The 17,289-nt window shown below is 68.0% G+C and carries 12 protein-coding genes and 3 pseudogenes; 11 read left to right on the top strand and 4 right to left on the bottom strand.

The window, feature by feature from the left end; genetic code table 11:
• Positions 1 to 459: 459 nt before the first annotated feature.
• Positions 460 to 1,836: pseudogene (locus ACWC91_RS40560) on the bottom strand (IS1380 family transposase).
• A gap of 158 nt (positions 1,837 to 1,994) precedes the next feature.
• Positions 1,995 to 2,984 (bottom strand): helix-turn-helix transcriptional regulator, encoded by a 990-nt coding sequence (locus tag ACWC91_RS40555; protein ID WP_450641055.1) that lies wholly within the window; start codon positions 2,982 to 2,984, stop codon positions 1,995 to 1,997.
• Positions 2,985 to 3,077: 93 nt separating this feature from the next.
• Here ACWC91_RS40555 and ACWC91_RS40550 point away from each other — a divergent pair, with 93 nt between their 5' ends.
• From ACWC91_RS40550 to ACWC91_RS40535, 4 genes are all read left to right on the top strand, one after another.
• A complete protein-coding gene (locus ACWC91_RS40550; RefSeq protein ID WP_450641057.1) occupies positions 3,078 to 3,476 on the top strand; it encodes a VOC family protein in 399 nt (132 codons plus the stop codon).
• Between the two features lie 722 nt (positions 3,477 to 4,198).
• Positions 4,199 to 4,417 carry a hypothetical protein gene (locus ACWC91_RS40545; protein WP_281157263.1) on the top strand — a complete coding sequence of 73 codons (219 nt, stop codon included), beginning with the start codon at positions 4,199 to 4,201 and terminating at the stop codon, positions 4,415 to 4,417.
• 247 nt (positions 4,418 to 4,664) lie between these two features.
• Complete coding sequence (locus tag ACWC91_RS40540; RefSeq protein ID WP_100567470.1) at positions 4,665 to 5,174, top strand: DinB family protein; 510 nt, start codon at positions 4,665 to 4,667, stop codon at positions 5,172 to 5,174.
• An 86-nt stretch (positions 5,175 to 5,260) separates the two neighbouring features.
• Positions 5,261 to 6,175 carry an IS982 family transposase gene (locus ACWC91_RS40535; protein ID WP_450641058.1) on the top strand — a complete coding sequence of 305 codons (915 nt, stop codon included), beginning with the start codon at positions 5,261 to 5,263 and terminating at the stop codon, positions 6,173 to 6,175.
• 8 nt (positions 6,176 to 6,183) lie between these two features.
• Here the strand turns inward: ACWC91_RS40535 and ACWC91_RS40530 are convergent.
• Together ACWC91_RS40530 and ACWC91_RS40525 are read right to left on the bottom strand one after the other, a co-directional pair.
• Positions 6,184 to 7,372, bottom strand: a pseudogene (locus ACWC91_RS40530) (IS110 family transposase).
• 251 nt (positions 7,373 to 7,623) lie between these two features.
• Positions 7,624 to 8,667, bottom strand: a complete 1,044-nt coding sequence (locus tag ACWC91_RS40525) for a zinc-dependent alcohol dehydrogenase family protein (RefSeq protein ID WP_141367975.1) — start codon at positions 8,665 to 8,667, stop codon at positions 7,624 to 7,626.
• A 1,959-nt stretch (positions 8,668 to 10,626) separates the two neighbouring features.
• Here ACWC91_RS40525 and ACWC91_RS40520 point away from each other — a divergent pair.
• From ACWC91_RS40520 to ACWC91_RS40490, 7 genes and pseudogenes are all read left to right on the top strand, one after another.
• Positions 10,627 to 11,907, top strand: a complete 1,281-nt coding sequence (locus ACWC91_RS40520; RefSeq protein WP_281157267.1) for a lyase family protein — start codon at positions 10,627 to 10,629, stop codon at positions 11,905 to 11,907.
• Positions 11,908 to 12,112: 205 nt separating this feature from the next.
• The gene (locus ACWC91_RS40515) at positions 12,113 to 12,730 is read left to right on the top strand and encodes a GntR family transcriptional regulator (RefSeq protein ID WP_281157269.1); all 618 of its coding nucleotides are present in this window, start codon (positions 12,113 to 12,115) and stop codon (positions 12,728 to 12,730) included.
• Positions 12,731 to 13,084: 354 nt separating this feature from the next.
• Complete coding sequence (locus ACWC91_RS40510; RefSeq protein ID WP_281157270.1) at positions 13,085 to 14,137, top strand: ABC transporter substrate-binding protein; 1,053 nt, start codon at positions 13,085 to 13,087, stop codon at positions 14,135 to 14,137.
• Between the two features lie 80 nt (positions 14,138 to 14,217).
• Entirely contained in the window at positions 14,218 to 15,030 is an 813-nt protein-coding gene (locus ACWC91_RS40505; RefSeq protein ID WP_383062434.1) for an ABC transporter permease, read from the top strand.
• Between the two features lie 2 nt (positions 15,031 to 15,032).
• Entirely contained in the window at positions 15,033 to 15,845 is an 813-nt protein-coding gene (locus ACWC91_RS40500; RefSeq protein WP_281157272.1) for an ABC transporter permease, read from the top strand.
• On the top strand, positions 15,842 to 16,966 hold the full coding sequence (locus ACWC91_RS40495) for an ABC transporter ATP-binding protein (RefSeq protein ID WP_281157273.1): 1,125 nt from the start codon (positions 15,842 to 15,844) through the stop codon (positions 16,964 to 16,966). Before ACWC91_RS40500 ends, ACWC91_RS40495 begins: the two co-directional genes overlap by 4 nt.
• Positions 16,967 to 17,175: 209 nt before the next feature.
• Positions 17,176 to 17,289 (top strand): annotated as a pseudogene (locus ACWC91_RS40490) (alpha/beta fold hydrolase); the annotation flags it as partial.

Raw genomic sequence — 17,289 nt, 5'->3', positions numbered from 1 at the left:
CTACGCCACACCGCCCGCGACTGTCGCAGACCCCTGACAGCCCTCGGCCTCACCGGATGAACCCGGACAGACCTCGATCATGCAAGGAACCCTGCGGAGAAGACCCCCGGAGAAAGCCACCGAGGCGCTGTAAGCGCCCGGCCCATTCGAGGCCATGTCCAGGGATGAGGAAGACTTCTGGGCCTTTCGCCGAGTTCACACGACGGCTCCCCAAAGAGCGACGCGGGGCCCGCAGTCTCTTTCAGGGCCTCGATGGGCCGGGATGGGCCTGGCGGTGCTCCGCATCACTGCCCATTAGCCTCGATCTTGCATGACGGTCCGCCGACGGAGTCAGTGGACGTTTCGCTTTCTGTGGCTGATGGTGGGCATGCTGGCGGCCCGAGTGTCGCGTCGGGTGGGCGCCGGGTTCCACTGCTCCGGGCTGGGCCCTCTTTTCGTAGGGACAGGCAAATCCGCTGGTCAGCCGGGATTCGGCAGGAGGGTGAGCCGTTCGAGGGCGCCTGTGATCTCGTGGGTCCAGGGCCAGTGGCGGGCGATGCGGAGGATGAGGCGTCGGCCGGTGGTGACGAGCTGGCCGGCCGCGGAGAACAGGCGGAACCGCAGGCGGCGCGGTTCCCAGAGCCTTGCCTGGCCAGTCAGGGCGAGCATGGGCATCCAGGCCAGCAGGTCGAGAGCGATCTGGACGATCTCCAGCCAGATGCCGTTCTGCGCGGTGTCGTGCAGAGGAAGGTTGCGCAGGCCGGTCGAACGCGCGGCCCGGATGCGGTCCTCCGCGCGGGCCCGCAGCCGGTGGCGGAGCTCGAGCTCGGCGATCGGCCGGTCGGGGGTGTTCGTGGCGAAGCAGGTGATCCGCATGCCGTCCGCATCCGTGAATCTCAACTGGGCACCGGGGTGGGGCCGTTCCTTGCGGACGATCAGCCGCATGCCCTTGGGCCAGCCGTCCAGGACGTCGCCAACGAGTTCGGCGACCCAGGCGCCGTCGCGGACCTCGCCGTCCGTCTCGACGGCCGGGGTCCAGGCCGATGCCGGGACCTTGAGGACGTGCTGGTGGATGGCCTCGGTATCACCATGCCGACCGAGTAGGACAGCCAGCGCCCGCGCTGGGCGAGCCAGGCGACGAACTCGTGAGTGCCGCCTGCGGAATCGCAGCGGATGAGGGTCTGCCGCCCGCGCCGGTACTTCTTCGGCAGCTGGGCCAGGGCGAGGCGGGCGGCACTGATGTGGTCGGCGGCCGTGTTCGAGCCCGCGTTGCCCGGCCTCAACAGGGCCGCGACAGCCTCGCCGGTTCCGCCCGGTCCGTGGTCGACGAACCCCATCAGCGGGTGGTGGCCGTAGGTCTTCTTCCAGGTCGGGGCGGCGTCCTGCTTGTCCGAGTGCGCGACGACCAGCACTCCGTCCAGGTCCACGGTCACCCGCCCGTCGGCGTCCGGAGCCCGACCTGCAGCCAACTTCCAGACACGGCTGCGGACTTCGGCCCGAGCCGCGCGGATCGCGGTCAGTGCCTTCCCACCGGCGGTGGCGAGGGTGTCGATCAGGCGGGAGACCGTCGGGTCGGAGGCCACCGGTCCGAACACGGCCGGCTCGGACCGCAGCAGTACGACGTCGGCGAGGCAGTCTCCGCCGAGCGCGACCGCCAGCGCGAGGTCCAGGAGGACCTTGCCCGGGTCGTGGACGGCCCCGCGGTTTGCGCCAGGGGGCGAGCGCTGCGGAGATGGCCTGGTCAAGGCCGATCTTGCGGACCGTTTCAACCAGCAGGACCGAACCGGCCTGCGAGACCACGGCTCGGCCGTCGTCCCGGACACGGACATGGGGGTAGGACCCGGTAGGCTGCTTCACCTGGAAAGTGCCTCCGACAGGGGCGGGAACAAGGACCTCAGCAATCCTCATTCTCGCTGGTCAGAGGCACTTTTCGCTTACCTGACCGCCTGTCGGACAGCCCGCTTCATGAAAGCGCGAGGTTAGGTGTGTCGTCTCATGACATTGGTTCCTCGCTGTCAGGCTTGGCGGGCGTAGGACGTGAGGCGATCGGCGAGCGCGATGACGAGGTCGCGCAGTTCATCGGGGCGCTCGATGACGAACGGCCGGTCGAGTGAGGCGAGTACCGGAGGCAACCAGTCGAGCCGCTCCACCCGCAACTCGACGCGCAGCCAGCGCTCGGTCGCCCGGTCCTCGCCTGCCACGGGCGCGTACTCCTCCAGGCTCGCCACGCTGGCGGGTAGGTGGGCGCGGATCTGCCCAACCGTCCCGTGGATCCGCAAGGTCACCTCATGCCGGTACTCGGCCGTGGCGAACCCTGACAACACACGCTGTGCCGGACCGGGACCCACGGGCGCTTCGAATGAGCCGGGCAGGGTCCTCGCGTCTGCGATGCGATCGAGCCGGAAGGTTCGGTCCTCGCCGATCTGGGCGTCCTTGCCCGTGACGTACCACCGGCCCGCATGGGCGACGATCCCGTACGCGTGCAGCGTGCGGTCGCTGCGCCGTCCGTCGCGGTCGGTGTAGCGGATCGAGACCGGTCGGCGGTGGCGCACCGCATCGGCGATGGTGAGCAGGACCTCAGCGTTCGGGGTGTCGAACTCGCCGGGCTGATCCGTGAAGGCGAGAGCTTCCAGGAGTGTGTCGAGCCGACGGGCGATGTGCTTGGGCAGCACCCTCCGGATCTTCGCCGATGCCGTCTCGCTTGCCGTGTGCTCCGTCGTCGTCAACCCTGCTCGACGGCCGGCGACCAGGCCGAGCAGCACGGCCAGCGCCTCGTCGTCGCTGAGCATGAGCGGAGGCAAGCGGTACCCGGGGGCGAGCCGGTACCCGCCGTAGCGGCCGCGCACCGATTCCACGGGCACATCGAGGTCGATCAGCTGGTCCACATACCGCCGCACGGTGCGCCCTTCGACGCCGAGCCGGTCGGCGAGTTCGGCCACCGTCCGGGTTCCGCCCGACTGCAGCAGCTCCAGGAGTGTCAGCACGCGGCCGGTGGGTCGAGGCATGTTCGCAGCCTAACGCGAATACAGGACCGATTCTGTCCACTATTTCTCCTAGCCTGCGACGTGCATACCTCCAGCACAGCCAAGGAGATCCCCATGAACTTCGTCTCGATCCGCATCATCACCAGCGACGTAGCGCGCCTCGTCGAGTTCTACGAGCGAGCCACAGGGGCGCGGGCGACGTGGGCCACCGAAGACTTCGCCGAACTCAACACCGGTGGCGCCACCCTCGCGATCGCCGGCACCCGCACCGTCCTGCTGTTCGCCCCGGGCTCTGCCCGCCCGGCGGAAAACCACAGCGTGATCACCGAGTTCCTCGTCGACGACGTGGACCGCGTTCACCAGAACCTGACCGGCTTCGTCACCGACTTCGTCAACGAGCCCACCACGATGCCCTGGGGCAACCGGTCGCTGCTGTTCCGCGACCCCGATGGCAACCTCGTCAACTTCTTCACCCCCGTCACCCCAGCGGCCATCGAAAAGTTCGCACGCTGACGCCACGCACAGCCGCACACGCGGGAGTCCTGAGATCCCAGGGCTCCCGATGAACGCGGCCCCCGAGTCCAGGAGCGCCACCAGCAGGGCACATCGGAACGCACCGCTGACCCCCGAAGGACGTCTGCGCTTGGGGCCTGCGGGTTGACGCCGGACGCCCGATCGCACACGTCGCTGCGGAAGCAGGCGCCGCCGGTCGATGATGCGTTGCGCGCCGCTGGGCTCGGGGATCAGGCTGAAGTCCCCGAGGCCCAGGGCGAGGATCACGTTGGTTCAAACCCCGGCGAGGCACCCGCACTCGTCGTCGCGGCCGATGAGGGACCCGCGTGTTTCTGAGCCCCCGATTCCACCGGCGTCGGCGGTCGAGGCCGCAGCCAGCCGGTCCTGCTGCTGCCACGTCCCACGAACCCGGTCTCCACCGTCCGGGCGACCTCCGGTTCCTTCCCCGGTCGCGGCGACCGGGCTTGCAGGGGTGTGCCACTGCTGGCGCCGCTCCGCTTCTGATACTCGCCCTGGGCGAGGCGGCACACCGGGCAGCGTGACGCCTCGCGCACGGCTTCCTGCTCGGCGCGCTTGGCCGCCTTCTCCCGGGCGCGGCGCTCGCGCTGGCAGGTGTCGAGGTCGTCGGGGTTGGCCAGGGCCCGGTGGAGGGTCTCGCGGCCGGAGCGCCGGAAGCACCACCGCACCGGGCGAGCGGGCCGTACTGCTGGAGCAGCTTCAGCGTGGTCACGGTGATCGGGACGGCGCGGCAGCAGTCAGTGGAGTGGCGGCCGTTCGTCGCCTTCCGGCCAGCGGGCCGCGGGTGGGAAAGCGGTTGGCCCGGCACGGGCGAAGGCAGCGACGCGGTCGAGAGCGTCGAGGCCGACGGAGACGTCGGAGCAGATGCCGTCCACGATCCGCCGCAGCAGCAGGGCGTGATGATGAATCACATGAGCTTGTGACCTGCTCGTCGACGCTGCGGGCGGCAGCGATGTACTGCCCGCCGCTGGCAGGCGGCGCGCAGCGACCCGCGGCTAGATGATCGATTCCAAGGGGTAGTTGCGGCTGCGGGGTCCAATGAGCCTTTCCGGTTCCTGTGTTCGGCGATCTCCGTGGGAACAACCAGGTCCGGTTGACGGCCCTCCTCTGGGACAGTCGACGGGAGTAGATACTGGCCCTCAACGCAGGCACGGACGAGGAGCACAACCAGTGACCAGCGACAACCGCATAGGACCGCCCAGCTTTGGCAGCGAACGCGACATGCTGCGGGCTTTCCTCGACTACAACCGCGCCACCCTCGCCATGAAGTGCGAAGGGCTCACCGACGAGGAGCTGCGGCAGCAGTCGATGCCGCCGTCCACGCTTTCGCTGCTCGGTCTGGTGCGGCACATGGCGGAGGTGGAGCGTGCCTGGTTCCGTCGAGTGTTCGAGGACCACGACGCGCCCATGGTCTGGTCCGACAAGATCGACTTCCAGGCGGCGTACGACGCGAGTGCGTCGACCAGAGACGAGGCGTTCGTAGCCTGGGAGGCCGAGGTGGAGACCTCGCGCCGTATCGAGCGGGAGGCCAAGTCCCTGGACCAGGCTGGGTATCAGCCACGATGGGGCGAGGAGGTATCGCTGCGGATGGTGATGGTGCACGTGCTCCTGGAGTACGGCCGCCACAACGGGCACGCGGACTTTCTGCGTGAAGGTGTCGACGGGACCGTGGGCGCCTGATTCCGCAGGGGCCACCTGTCTCCACCTGCTGAGCCGTTCCAGAGAATCACCCGCGGGGTTGGAAGGAGGGAGTCCAACGTCAGTGTGTGAAGACAGAGTTGGACTCCCTCGCCACCGCACTCTATGTGAAGACCGACGACCTGCTGAAGGACTCACCGCACCTGGCGCCCTGGCGTCCGTCGGTCGGGATCGCCGCGCAACTGACCGATGCCGAGCTGGTCACGCTCGCGATGATGCAGGCCATGCTGGGCTTCACCTCCGAGGCCAAGTGGCTTCGCCACGCCCGCGCCCACCTGCGGCACCTCTTCCCCTACCTGCCCCAGCAGCCCGGCTACAACAAGCGCTTGCGCAAGGCCACCGAGCTGCTGCGGCGGGTGACCCGGCTGCTGGCAACCGACACCTCTGTATGGAGTGATGACGTGTGGATCGTGGACTCCACGCCGGTGGAGTGCGGACGCTCCCGCGAGACCGTCAAGCGCTCCGACCTGGCCGGATGGGCCGAGTACGGCTACTGCGCCAGCCACAGCCGCTTCTTCTGGGGCCTGCGCCTGCACCTGGTGTGCACCCTGCAGGGCCTGCCCATCGCCTTCGCCCTGACCGGGGCCAAGGCCGACGAACGCGAGACCCTGCTGGACCTGCTCGCCGCCGAACCGGAACTGGTCGCCGCCCGGGCCGGGCAGACGCTGATCGGCGACAAGAACTACTTCGGCCGCGCCTTCGAGGACCAGTTGGCCGAGCAGGACATCCGGCTGCTGCGGCCGGCCCGCAAGGACGAGCCGGAGCGGGCCGGGGCACCCCTGTTCAAGCCGTTGCGGCAGGTCATCGAGTCGGTCAACGAGACCTTCAAGGGCCAGCTTGACCTCGAACAGCACCGAGGCCGCACACCGGGCGGTGTCATCGCCCGCGTCATGCAGCGCATCCTCGCGCTGACGGCCGCGATCTGGCACAACGACCACACCAGCCAGCCCGTACTACGCTCACTGACCGCCTACGATTCCTAATCTCTTTGTCAAGCGGCGTTCGTGACGGGGGGTATGGGTTCGTAGCACCGTCCGTCGCGCAACAGGGCCCACAGGACATTGACCCGCCGACGGGCGAGGGCGAGGACCGCCTGGGTGTGCCGCTTGCCTTCAGCGCGTTTGCGGTCGTAGAAGTGGCGGGACTCGTCACAGCAGCGGATGCTGATCAGCGCGGAGGTATAGAAGACGCTGGAGTCGCCGGCTGTAACGTCTGGGCCGGTGCAGGTTTCCGCTGATCTTGCCCGAGTCGCGCGGAGCCGGTGCGACGCCGGCGAACCCGGCGAGGCGGTCCGAGCTGTCGAAGGCCGTCATGTCGCCGCCGGTGGCGGCGAGGAACTCGGCGCCGAGCAGCGACCCGATGCCGGGCATGCTCGCGATCACCTCGGCGTGTTTGTGCTCGCGAAACCGGGCCTCGATGAGCTTGTCGGTCTCGGCGATCTGCTCGTTGAGGCGCATCACCTCCTTGGCGAGCGTGTGCACGAGTTGGGCCGTCGGCTTCTCCCCGGTCACGCTGGCGTGCTGGCTCTCGGCGGCCGCCAGGGCCTTCTCGGCGAGCTGGACAGCACCGCGGACCTTGCGGTTGCGCAGCCAGGTCTCCAGCCTCCGAGCCCCGGTCCTGCGGATGGCGGCTGGGGTCTGGTAGCCGGTCAGCAGGATCAGCGGGCCGGTATTCGTGAGGTCCAGAGCCCGGTCCAGAGCGGGAAAGATGCTGGTGAGGTGATTGTGGAGCCGGTTGATCACGCGGGTGCGGTCGTCGGCAAGGTCGCGGCGATGGCCGGTGTGGACCTTGATCTCGGCGACCAGTTCGTCACCGGGCCGCAAGGGTTGCAGGTCCCGGCGGATCCGGGCCTGGTCGGCGATGATCGCGGCGTCCTTGGCGTCGGTCTTGCCTTCGCCCCGGTAGCCCTCGGAGGCGCGGCTGACGGCTCGGCCGGGGATGTAGAGCGTGTGCTGTCCGTGGTTGAGCAGCAGATCGATCAGCAGGGCGGCGCCGCCGTCGGCCAGGTCGATGCCCCAGGTGACCTCATCGCCCAGAGCGAGTACGTCGGCCAGAAGCTTCAGCAACTCCGTCTCGTCGTTGGGCACTCGCCGCGACAGCAGCCGCTTGCCGGTGTCGTCGATTATCACGCAGTGGTGATGGGTCCTACCGGCATCGATGCCGGCCCAGATCGCTGTCACGCGCTCTCCACGGGTCGCTTGCTTACCTGCACCACAGACGACCTCGCTGGCGAGTCCCTACTCAGCGATCGAATCGCAATTCCTAATCAGCAGCCGAGTCGTCGGGGGGTGTCGGGCGGCGAATCGTAAGAAGCCACGGACGGCAGACCACTGAAAGCCACACCCGACACCCCTGGGTGAGCCAACCCTACGAATGGCTCGCTCATCCCGATCAACAAGGTAGGGACCACTGACCTCTTGGAATCGATCATCTAGAAGGTGATCTTGACCTTGAGCGCCTCGCGCGCGTCCATCGCCTTGTAACCCTCCGGCACTCCCGCCAGCTCGACCGTCCTGTCGAACACCGGCGACGGGTCGATGACCCCGCCCAGCACGTCCGCCAACAGCGCGGGAATGTAGTGGCGCGCCGGCGCCACCCCGCCCCGCACCGCGACATTGCGGTTGAACATCTGCCGGATGTCCACGCCCGCGCTGCCGCCGTGCGGCACGCCGACGTAGCCGACGGAGCCGCCGTCGCGGGTGATGGAGATCGCGGTGCGCATCGACTCCTCGGTGCCGACCGCCTCCAGGACCGCGTGCGCGCCCGAGCCGCCGGTCAGCTCCTTGACCGCCGCCACGGCCTCCGCACCGCGGGCCGGGACGACGTCGGTCGCGCCGAAGGTGCGCGCGATCGCGGTCCGCGACTCGTGCCGCCCCAGCGCGATGATCCGCTCCGCGCCGAGCCGGCGCGCGGCCAGCACGCCGCACAGGCCGACCGCGCCGTCGCCGACTACGGCGACCGTCGCGCCCGGCCGGACGCCCGCGGACATGGCCGCATGGTGCCCGGTGGACATGACGTCGGACAGCGCCAGCACGGCCGTCAGCAGCCGCTCGTCCGAGCGGACCTCCGCGGGCAGCTTGACCAGCGTGCCGTCGGCGAACGGAACCCGGACCGCCTCGCCCTGCCCGCCGTCCGAACCCGGCTCACCCCAGAACCCGCCGCGCGGGCAGGAGGTGTGCAGGCCCTCGGCGCAGAACTCGCACACGCCGTCCGACCACACGAACGGCGCAACCACCAGGTCGCCTGGCCGGAAGTCGCGCACCTCGGAGCCGACTTCCTCGACCACGCCCAGGAACTCGTGCCCGATCCGCTGACCCTTCTCCCGGGCGGCCACGCCGCGGTAGGCCCACAGGTCGCTGCCGCACACGCAGGCGAGTACGGTCCGCACCACCGCGTCGGCGGGACGCCGCAGCGCGGCGTCGGGGACCTCCTCGACTCGGACGTCGTTCGGGCCGTGGATGACGGTGGCACGCATGCGTTCTCTGCTTTCGGTTCTCGCGAAGGGGCCGCCCCGTGAGCGGCCTCCGGATCAGGCGGCCTGGGATCAGGGACGGCCTCGAAGGTGAAGGCCAACCACACTAAGACGCCCGCCGGGGCCACGATATTCCGCGCCGCACCGGGCCGGTGCCGCCTGCGCAGGGTGCGTCACGCGCCTGCCTCGCCCTCACCGGACAGCTCACTTCGAACCCACTCGCGCCCGAGGCCGCAAGCTGAGTTCAGCCAGTGGAGTAGGTATTGATCCACGTGAGGCCGCCGAGGTCGAGTCGGTGGCGGGCGCGGGTGACGGCGACGTAGGCGAGGCGGGCGTCGGTGTCGTTGACGGGTTCCGGGATGGGGCGTCCTTGGGTCGCGCTGGTCGGTGTCCTTTGGTGGAGGGAAGTCGTCGCCGATTTGGACGGTGGGCCATTCGCGGCCTTTGGCGGTGTGGGCGGTGGTGACGGTGACGTCGGCGTGATCCTCGCTGGTGAGTTGGTCGACGGCGGTGAGGATGGCGTCGGGGGGTGCCGGGCCACCATGGTCGGCCGGGGCCGCAGCCGGCGGGGGTCGGCACGCGCAGCAGCTTCGCGAGCCGTGGCACCTTGGTGAAGCGGCGGGTGTGGTAAGCGGAGGCGATCGCGCCGCCGCGCGAGCGGCCGTGTTCGCGTGCGAGGGGGAGGCGGATGGGGCAGCCGGTTGGCTTCCTGGGCGATCAGGGGGCCGAAGTGGAAGGAACGGGTCAGGCGTGCTGTTCGACGTCGTCGATGTCCGACCGGTTCGGCAGGGGAGGGCTGCTGAGGGTCCGTCATGGGCCCGGGAAGGGGACCTGTCCTGCTTCTGAGTGAGAACGGGGTCTGAGGATCGATCGGGGATCGGCGGGGTCCGGCGATCGGTTGTTGATCTTCCTCGCGCAAAGGTCCGTTTGCGAGGGTAGCCGCGTACACCTCTGGTCCCTGCTCTCGCTCGGGGGAGATCGTCATGGGGCGGTCGATGGAGCCGTAGGGCGTCGCCAGAATCTACATTGCGATGATAAAAATCGGTCTTCCCCGGCCCGCCGGGGGCCACCAGCGCCTCCCTTCACCGAGCGTGCGGTGAGGACATGGCCGGCCGGGACTCGCTTCCCAGCGACTGGATCCACCTCAAATAGCTCATCTGCGCACTGGGCGCCGGACCTGAGGAAGTCGGCGCCTTCTCCCCGGCTCCGCCTCCATCTTCCGACCACGGTTCGGAAGGGGACGTACGGACTCGACCCAGGCTCCCTTGGCGGATCCGGTTCCTGTACCCCGCGGCAGACCGCGACGACGACCGCCCGTGACCGGCATCGCCGGAGCTAACCCGCTGCCGCTCATTACGCGACAGATCACGCCCTGCCTGCCGCCGCATCTCGGTCTGCTGCTCGGTGGACAACTCCACCGTCAGGATCTCCCTCCGCTATGAGGTTGCGCCGCACCTGCCAAGGACGTGTTTCGCGCGGAAGAGGGCTTCGCATGACTCCCTGGCCGGGTCGGAGCCTGACCTCTTCGACCGGCGGGCGCTACCGGAGGACCTGAGTCCGGGGTGGGGTCGGCAGGTCGTTCCGGCATTCGGTCTCGAGCGGACCGTACAGGCCGCTTCTGAGTGCGAGGTGCGCCGTCGTCGCGCCGGCTCGGTCATTGCTCAACTGGTCCTTTTTTCCTGCATGGTGACTGCCGGTCCATGCCGCCCGCCTGCCCGGTCGACACTGCTTGGGCGCCTTTGTGCCGACTCGCGTCCGCTGTCCTCGGACACGGGTGATCGAACTCTGACCCCGCCAAGGCCGCAGCAAAGTAACTAGACAACCTAGTACCTAGACAGCCTGGTTTCCTTAGTCGTAAGGTCACTCGCAGGTGGCCAAGATTCACCTGTTCCGACTTGAAACATTTGGGCGTCTTTGCTCCCTTGACGTTCTTTGTAGCCCGCCGATTGATCGAGGTAAGGCATGACTGAGTCGAATGACACCGCCGTCCCCGCGCTGTGGGGTCCGATGACTGCGCTGGTACTGCAGAACTCGCCGGCCTCCGGCCCGCGGCTGCGGGACCTCCCTGCGTTCGTCCGCGCATTCGGCGAGGTCAAGTTGGCTGCGGTGCGCGCGAACAGTGACCTCGGCGTCCTGGACGAGGTGCGCGCGAGGGTCATCGCAGAGGCGGCGAGTGAAGTCGCGCAGGGTGGCCTGATAGATCAGTTCCCGGTGCGTCTCGTCGCCACTGGTGGCGGTACCGCGACCAACATGAACGTCAACGAAGTGCTGGCGTCGCGGGCGACCCAACTCCTTGCGGGCGACGCGGATCTCACGATCCACCCCAACGATCATGTGAACCGGTCTCAGTCCTCGAACGACACCTACCCGACCGCGACGAAGGTGCTCCTGGTGCGCCAGGCGTACGCGGTCGCGGCGGCCCTGCGGGAGCTTGCGCGCAGCTTCATCCGGCAGGCCGAGCAGAACGCCGGAGTGGATCGGATGGGGCGCACCTCCTGGCAGGACGCCGTCGTCGTCCCGGTGTCGGCGACGCACCAGGCGCACGCAGCGGCGGTTGAGCGTTTCGCCGACCAGTTCGAGGCTGCCGCGCAGATGCTGCTGGCGGTTCCGCTCGGCGGGACCGTGCTCGGGACCGGCGTGGGAGCGCCGGAGGGATTCAAGGCTTCAGCAGTAGAGCACCTGGCCGACATCACGGGTCTGCCGCTGCGGCCGAGCGCAAACCCCATCGATGCGTTCGTGCACGCCGACGGCTACGCCGCGCTGGCCGACACCGCAGCCCGGTGTGCCAGCATTCTGTTCAAGCAGTGCCACGACCTGCGCATCCTCAGCTCGGGCCCGAACGGTGGACTGTCGGAGCTGTCGCTTCCCAAGCTCCAGCCCGGATCGTCGATCATGCCGGGCAAGGTCAACCCGGCGGTACCCACCATGGTCATCCAGGCGACCTTCGCGATCCGAGCGGCCGCCACGGGTGTGGGCATGGCCGTCGCTTCCGGCGACCCCGACACCTTCGGGCACGGACCCGCTGTCGTCGCTGGTCTCTCCCCGGCGCTTACCGAGCTGGCCTCCGTGGTGTCCGTGCTCACCGACAAGTGCATCGACGGCCTGCGCTGGAATAAGGAGCGGCTCGCCGCACTCGCTGCAAGTCCCTTCGATGCCGCGATCGCGCGGGCGGAGAAGGACGGATATGACGCAGTCGCCGGGCGCTCGGCCCGCACCTACCTGTCGGCACAAGAGGAAAAGTAATGAACACGTACACCAGCACCAGAGCCGACACCGCGCGATGCGGGGCAGTGCTGGCCGACCGGCCGACCGGAAACAGGCGGTACGCCGAGGCTGTCGGTCGGGCGGTCCCAGATCAAAGCAGTCGAGTCCGGCATGAGGTGCTGCAGCGGGGCTCTAGGATGGGGCACTGATGCGACCGGCAACGAAACTGCAGCGGACGAGCCTGGTGGACCAGGCCGTCGAACAACTGCGCACCGAAATCATCGACGGTTCGCTGGCCCCCGGCACGCCGCTGCCCGAAGCGCAGGTCAGTGAGTGGCTGGGCATCGCCAGGCCGACGGTCCGTGAGGTGCTGCTGCGGCTGCAGAACGACGGCCTCGTCCAGAAGCAGGGCCGCGGAGTGGCACTCGCGGTCACCCGCATCACCCGTGACCAGATGGTCGACATCTACATCGCGCGGTTCCATCTCGAGGCGGCCGGCGCCCGGTCGTTCGCGACCGCCGCCCCGTCCGCCCGCGAGGAACTGGACCAAAGCCTTGAGGCGCTCGACGCAGCGATCGCATCGGCCGACCGGCTCAACCAACTCCGCCTCGAAGCTCGCTGCCACACCGCAGTTGTCGGCCTGACCGGCTCGCAACGCTTGGTCACTGCCCACAAACAACTGATGGTGGAGGCTCGTTTGGCCGCCATCACGGCGGGCGATGTCGATCACGAGATCGTCATGGCCAATCATCACAAGTTCGTCGACTTGCTTCGGGCAGGGCAGGCAGAAGCCGCCTGCCAGCAACTCGGGGAACGCATGAACGCTGCCCGCGGCCGGCTCCTGAAGAACCTTCCTGAATGATCAACCGGCTCGCCATCGTTTCGCGGCCCACGCGTTGACCCTCTTGAACGCGCAGCACCACCGTCACCCACACGGCTGGTAGCGCGCCTCAACAATCGGCTCCCCGGCTCCGCCTTTCCCCGGCCGGAGTTGGGGAGCTCTCCTCGCAATCCGTTGACTCTGGCCAGTCTGCCGACGACGGTTGCCGTCACTGCCTCACATCTCCGTTACACAACCTCTCGGATAACGGAGATAAAGGTTCTCCCATTCTCCCAGCGAACGGGATGAGTATCCCATTCCTGGTGTTCAGCGATCAATCAAGCACATACGGCATCGATGTATCCACACTAGTTCCCAATTGGAGGTGCGGCCGACATGAAGAAGTTCATCAGCGTGGCGCTCGTGCTCGGGCTCTCAGCGTCACTGGCCGCCTGCACGTCTACCGGCTCGGACGCCGGCGCCGGTGGAAAGGACGTAGTTGTCGTCCAAGGCTTCGGCGCCGAGTACGCAACCCTCTTCACAGAAAACATCGCGAAGCCCTTCACGAAGAAGACCGGCATCCAGGTCAAGTACAGAGCCGGGGGAGCGGGAGCGGAGACCTACGCCGCCATCCGGGCCGCGAACGGTGAACCAGGCTTCGACCTCGGCGTGATGACCTACTTCGAGCTCGACCAGGGTCACCAGGACCACCTGCTTGCCCCGGTGACCCAGAAGCAGGTGCCGAACATGGCACATGTGCCCCAGAAGCTGCAGGAACACACCTACGGTGTCGGTGCCATCCAGGACGTCCAGCAGGTCTCCCTGATGTACAACCGCGACGACTTCCCGAAGCCGCCCACCAGTTGGGACGTGATGTGGGACGCCAAGTACGGCAAGGGCACGCTGGTCTTCAACCCGAACAACATCCTCGGGGTCTACGCCCTGCTCAACCTCGCCGACATAGGCGGCGGGAGCATCACCAACACGAGCCCCGCCTTCAAGCGGACCGAGGAGATGGCCAAGCACGCCCTCGGCACCCCCACGACCTCGGCCGAGGCCGTGCCGTTCATGGCGAAGCAGACCGCCACGGCCTTCCCGTACTTCGACGGCCGCGCCGCGATCTACGCCAAGACCAACAACTACGACTTCACCGTTCCCCGTGAAGGCACATACGCGCACCTGGGCGGTCTCGGTATCCCGGACGGTGCCCAACACAAGGACAACGCCTACAAGCTCATCGACTACTGGCTTTCCAAAGAGGTCCAGGAGCGCTGGGCGCGTGCCTACAACGTCGGGCCCGCCATCAGCGGCCTGACCTTCCCCGCGGACTTCGCGGCCAAGCACATCACGACGCCGGAGAAGCTTGCCAAGGTCAAGATCGCTGACGCGGCGACGGTCAACAAGCACCGCACCCAGTGGCAGCAGGAGTGGCAGGAGGCCGTGCGATGACCACCTCCCTGACGGCCTCGCCACCGCGCCCACCAGTGCCAGCGCCGGCACGGAAGCGTTCCAGGCTGCCGTTGCTCACGTTGCCCGCGACGGTCTGGGTGCTGGCGGTGTTCGCCGTCCCGACCATGATCCTCCTCGCCAGCAGCGTGCTGACCTACGACGGCGCCAAGGTCACCACTCATCTCACCCTCGAGCACTACACCGATCTGTTCGGCGACAGCTACTTCCGGTCGGTGCTCTGGGACACCATCTGGACCTCCGTCGTGGTGGGCCTGGCCTGTACGGCCATGGGGCTCCTCGTCGCCCACTTCCTCGTCCGGTCCCGCTCGCGGCTGCGCACGCTCGTCCTGCTCATCGTGGTATCGCCCCTGGTATCCAGCGTCGTCGTCCGTACCTACGGCTGGCTGGTGCTGCTCCAGGACGACGGGCTGCTCAACAAGATTCTCCTCTGGGCAGGAGTGACCGACGCACCCGTCGCGTTCATCGGGACCTGGTTCGCCGTGATCGTCGGCCTCGTGCACGTGCTCCTGCCGTTCGCGGTGTTCACCGCGATGTCCAGCGTGCAGGGCGTCGATCCCGCACTGGAACGCGCATCCCGCGACCTCGGTGCGGGGCCGGTCCGCACCTTCTTCCGGATCACGCTGCCACTGATCCGGCCCGGCTTGATCTCCGGTTTTATGCTTACCTTCGCGATCAGCCTCGGCGCGTTCGCCACGGCCGCCGTACTCGGCGGCGGGCGGGTCCAGACCCTCGCCACCCTGGTCCGCTACCGCGTGGTGGTCAGCCTCGAATGGGGCCAGGCCGCGGCAGTCGCAGTGGTCATCCTCGTGGTGAGCGCCATCACGGTGTCCGCACTGCTGTGGGCCGGCAACCAGTCACGAAAGGGGATCTGACCATGACCATGCGCTTTCGTCCATGGATCCTGCTGCGCTCCGTACTGCTCGCACTGGTCATGCTCTTCATCGCCGTGCCGATGGTCGTCGTGGTGTGGACCTCCATCCAGCCGGACACCTACCCGGCCTTCCCGCCGAGCGGACTCTCCCTGCGGTGGTGGGACTCCGCACTCACCCGCGAGTGGCTGCTGCCCATGGCCCTGTCTGCCCAAGTCGCCCTGGCATCCGCACTGTGTGCTCTTGTCATGGGCACAGCCGCTGCGTACGCCCTGTCCCGCGGCCGGGGCCGTGGCCGCGCCGCGCTGGAGGGCTTCCTAGCCACCCCCTTGCTGCTACCGGAGATCGTGATCAGCCTCGGCGTCGTCCAGCTGATCTCGATGCTGAGCGCGCGCGGACTGATCGGCTCCCCCCTGCTGGTGGTGACGCACACGGTGATCGGCATCCCGTTCGTCCTGCGCACCGTGGGCGTCAGCCTGCTCGGGGTCAACCCCATGTGGGAACGAGCCGCCCGCGATCTCGGTGCCACGCCCCTGCGCGCGTTCACCTCGGTCACCCTGCCGCTCATGCGATCAGGCATGTTCGCGGGAGCACTCTTCGCCTTCATCATGTCGTTCAACAACGTCGAACTCTCCCTGTTCCTCACCACACGCGACGCGAACACCCTGCCCATCCAGCTCCTGCAGTACATGGAGTACGAGTACTCGCCCACCCTGGCCTGCGTCGCGGTCACCAGCGTCCTCGGCATCTGCGCCATCGCAGGCATCGCATCCCGGTTCACCCACCTGACCGAGTTCATCCACGGAGGTACCAAGTGACCGCACTCAGCACCGACAAGCGGCCGGCCACCCAGGCAAGAGCCGGCGGATACGCGGTCACCCTGGGCGGCATCCGCAAGCAGTTCGGCTCCTCGGTAGCCGTCGAAAACCTCGACCTCGATGTACGCCCCGGCGAGTTCCTCACCCTGCTCGGGCCATCCGGCTGCGGCAAGACCACGACACTGAACATGATCGCGGGCTTCCTGACCCCGGACAGCGGACAGATCATGCTCGACGGGCAGGACGTACACCAACTGCCACCGAATCGGCGCGACACCGCCATGGTCTTTCAGCAGTACGCCCTGTTCCCTCACCTGACCGTCGGCCGAAACGTCGGCTACGGACTGCAGATGCGCAAGCGCCCCAAGGCGGAGATCTGCAAGCGCGTGGCCGAGGCGCTCGAACGTGTTGGGCTTGCCGGTCACGAGGATCGCCTGCCCAGTCAGCTCTCCGGCGGGCAGCAGCAGCGCGTCGCGCTGGCCCGGGCCATCGTGGTGCAGCCGAAGGTGCTGTTGTTCGACGAACCGCTGTCCAACTTGGACCTCAAGCTGCGCGAGCAGCTCCGCCTGGAAATCAAGCACCTGCAGCGCGAACTCGGCGTCACCTCAATCTTCGTGACGCATGATCAGACCGAGGCGCTGGTAATGAGCGACCGGATCGCGGTGATGCGAGCCGGCCGGATCGACCAGCTCGACACGCCGGACACGATCTACCGGGAACCGGCGAACGCGTTCGTTGCCGGATTCGTCGGCCAGTCCAACCTGATTCCCGGCATCTGTACGGAAGCCGGAGCCGACCGATGTACCGTCCAGTTGCCCACATCGAACATCGTGCATGCGCTGCATCCCGGGACGGTCACGGCGGGCGACTCCGTCCGCGTCCTGCTCAGGCCGGAGGCACTCCGCCTGGGCGAGCAGAGCGCGGCAACATCGATCACCGGCCAGGTGGCCGAGGTCGTCAACGAAGGCAACATCGCCACCGTCGTCGTTGAGATCACAGGAGACATCCGGCTCCGGGTCGCCGTGTCCGACCCGGCCGCGCTCAGCCTTCCCGTGCCCGGCGACACGATCTCCGTCTCTGTCCCCCCAGACGCCGCCCGAGCGCTGCCCGCAGAGGACTGAAATCTCACATCGCAGAAGCAGCAGAGACCAGGACGGGAGTGGGCGCGACCCATCTGCCACCCCTGCTGGCTCCGCTCGGTTCCAGCGCCGTTGCCCGAGCGGAAGAGTCCCGGCCGCCCCACCCAACGCGGCCGGGACTCGGCTTCCTACGCATGAGGGATCGGTGCCATAAGACCAACAATCCGATGCCGCCCGGGCACCGACGCCTCACCCGCAAGCAGTCGATCGGCCTCGGCGACCTGCGGGTGAAGCGCTTCCGGCGGGGCATGCTGCGGCTGCTCGGCGCGGGCGTGTTCGGCAGCGTGCCGCTGTGGCGTTCGTAC

It is taken from the genome of Streptomyces sp. NPDC001204 (assembly GCF_053598035.1).
Note: the sequence above shows the minus strand (reverse complement) of the source record. Positions and strands in the feature narration are given on the sequence as shown.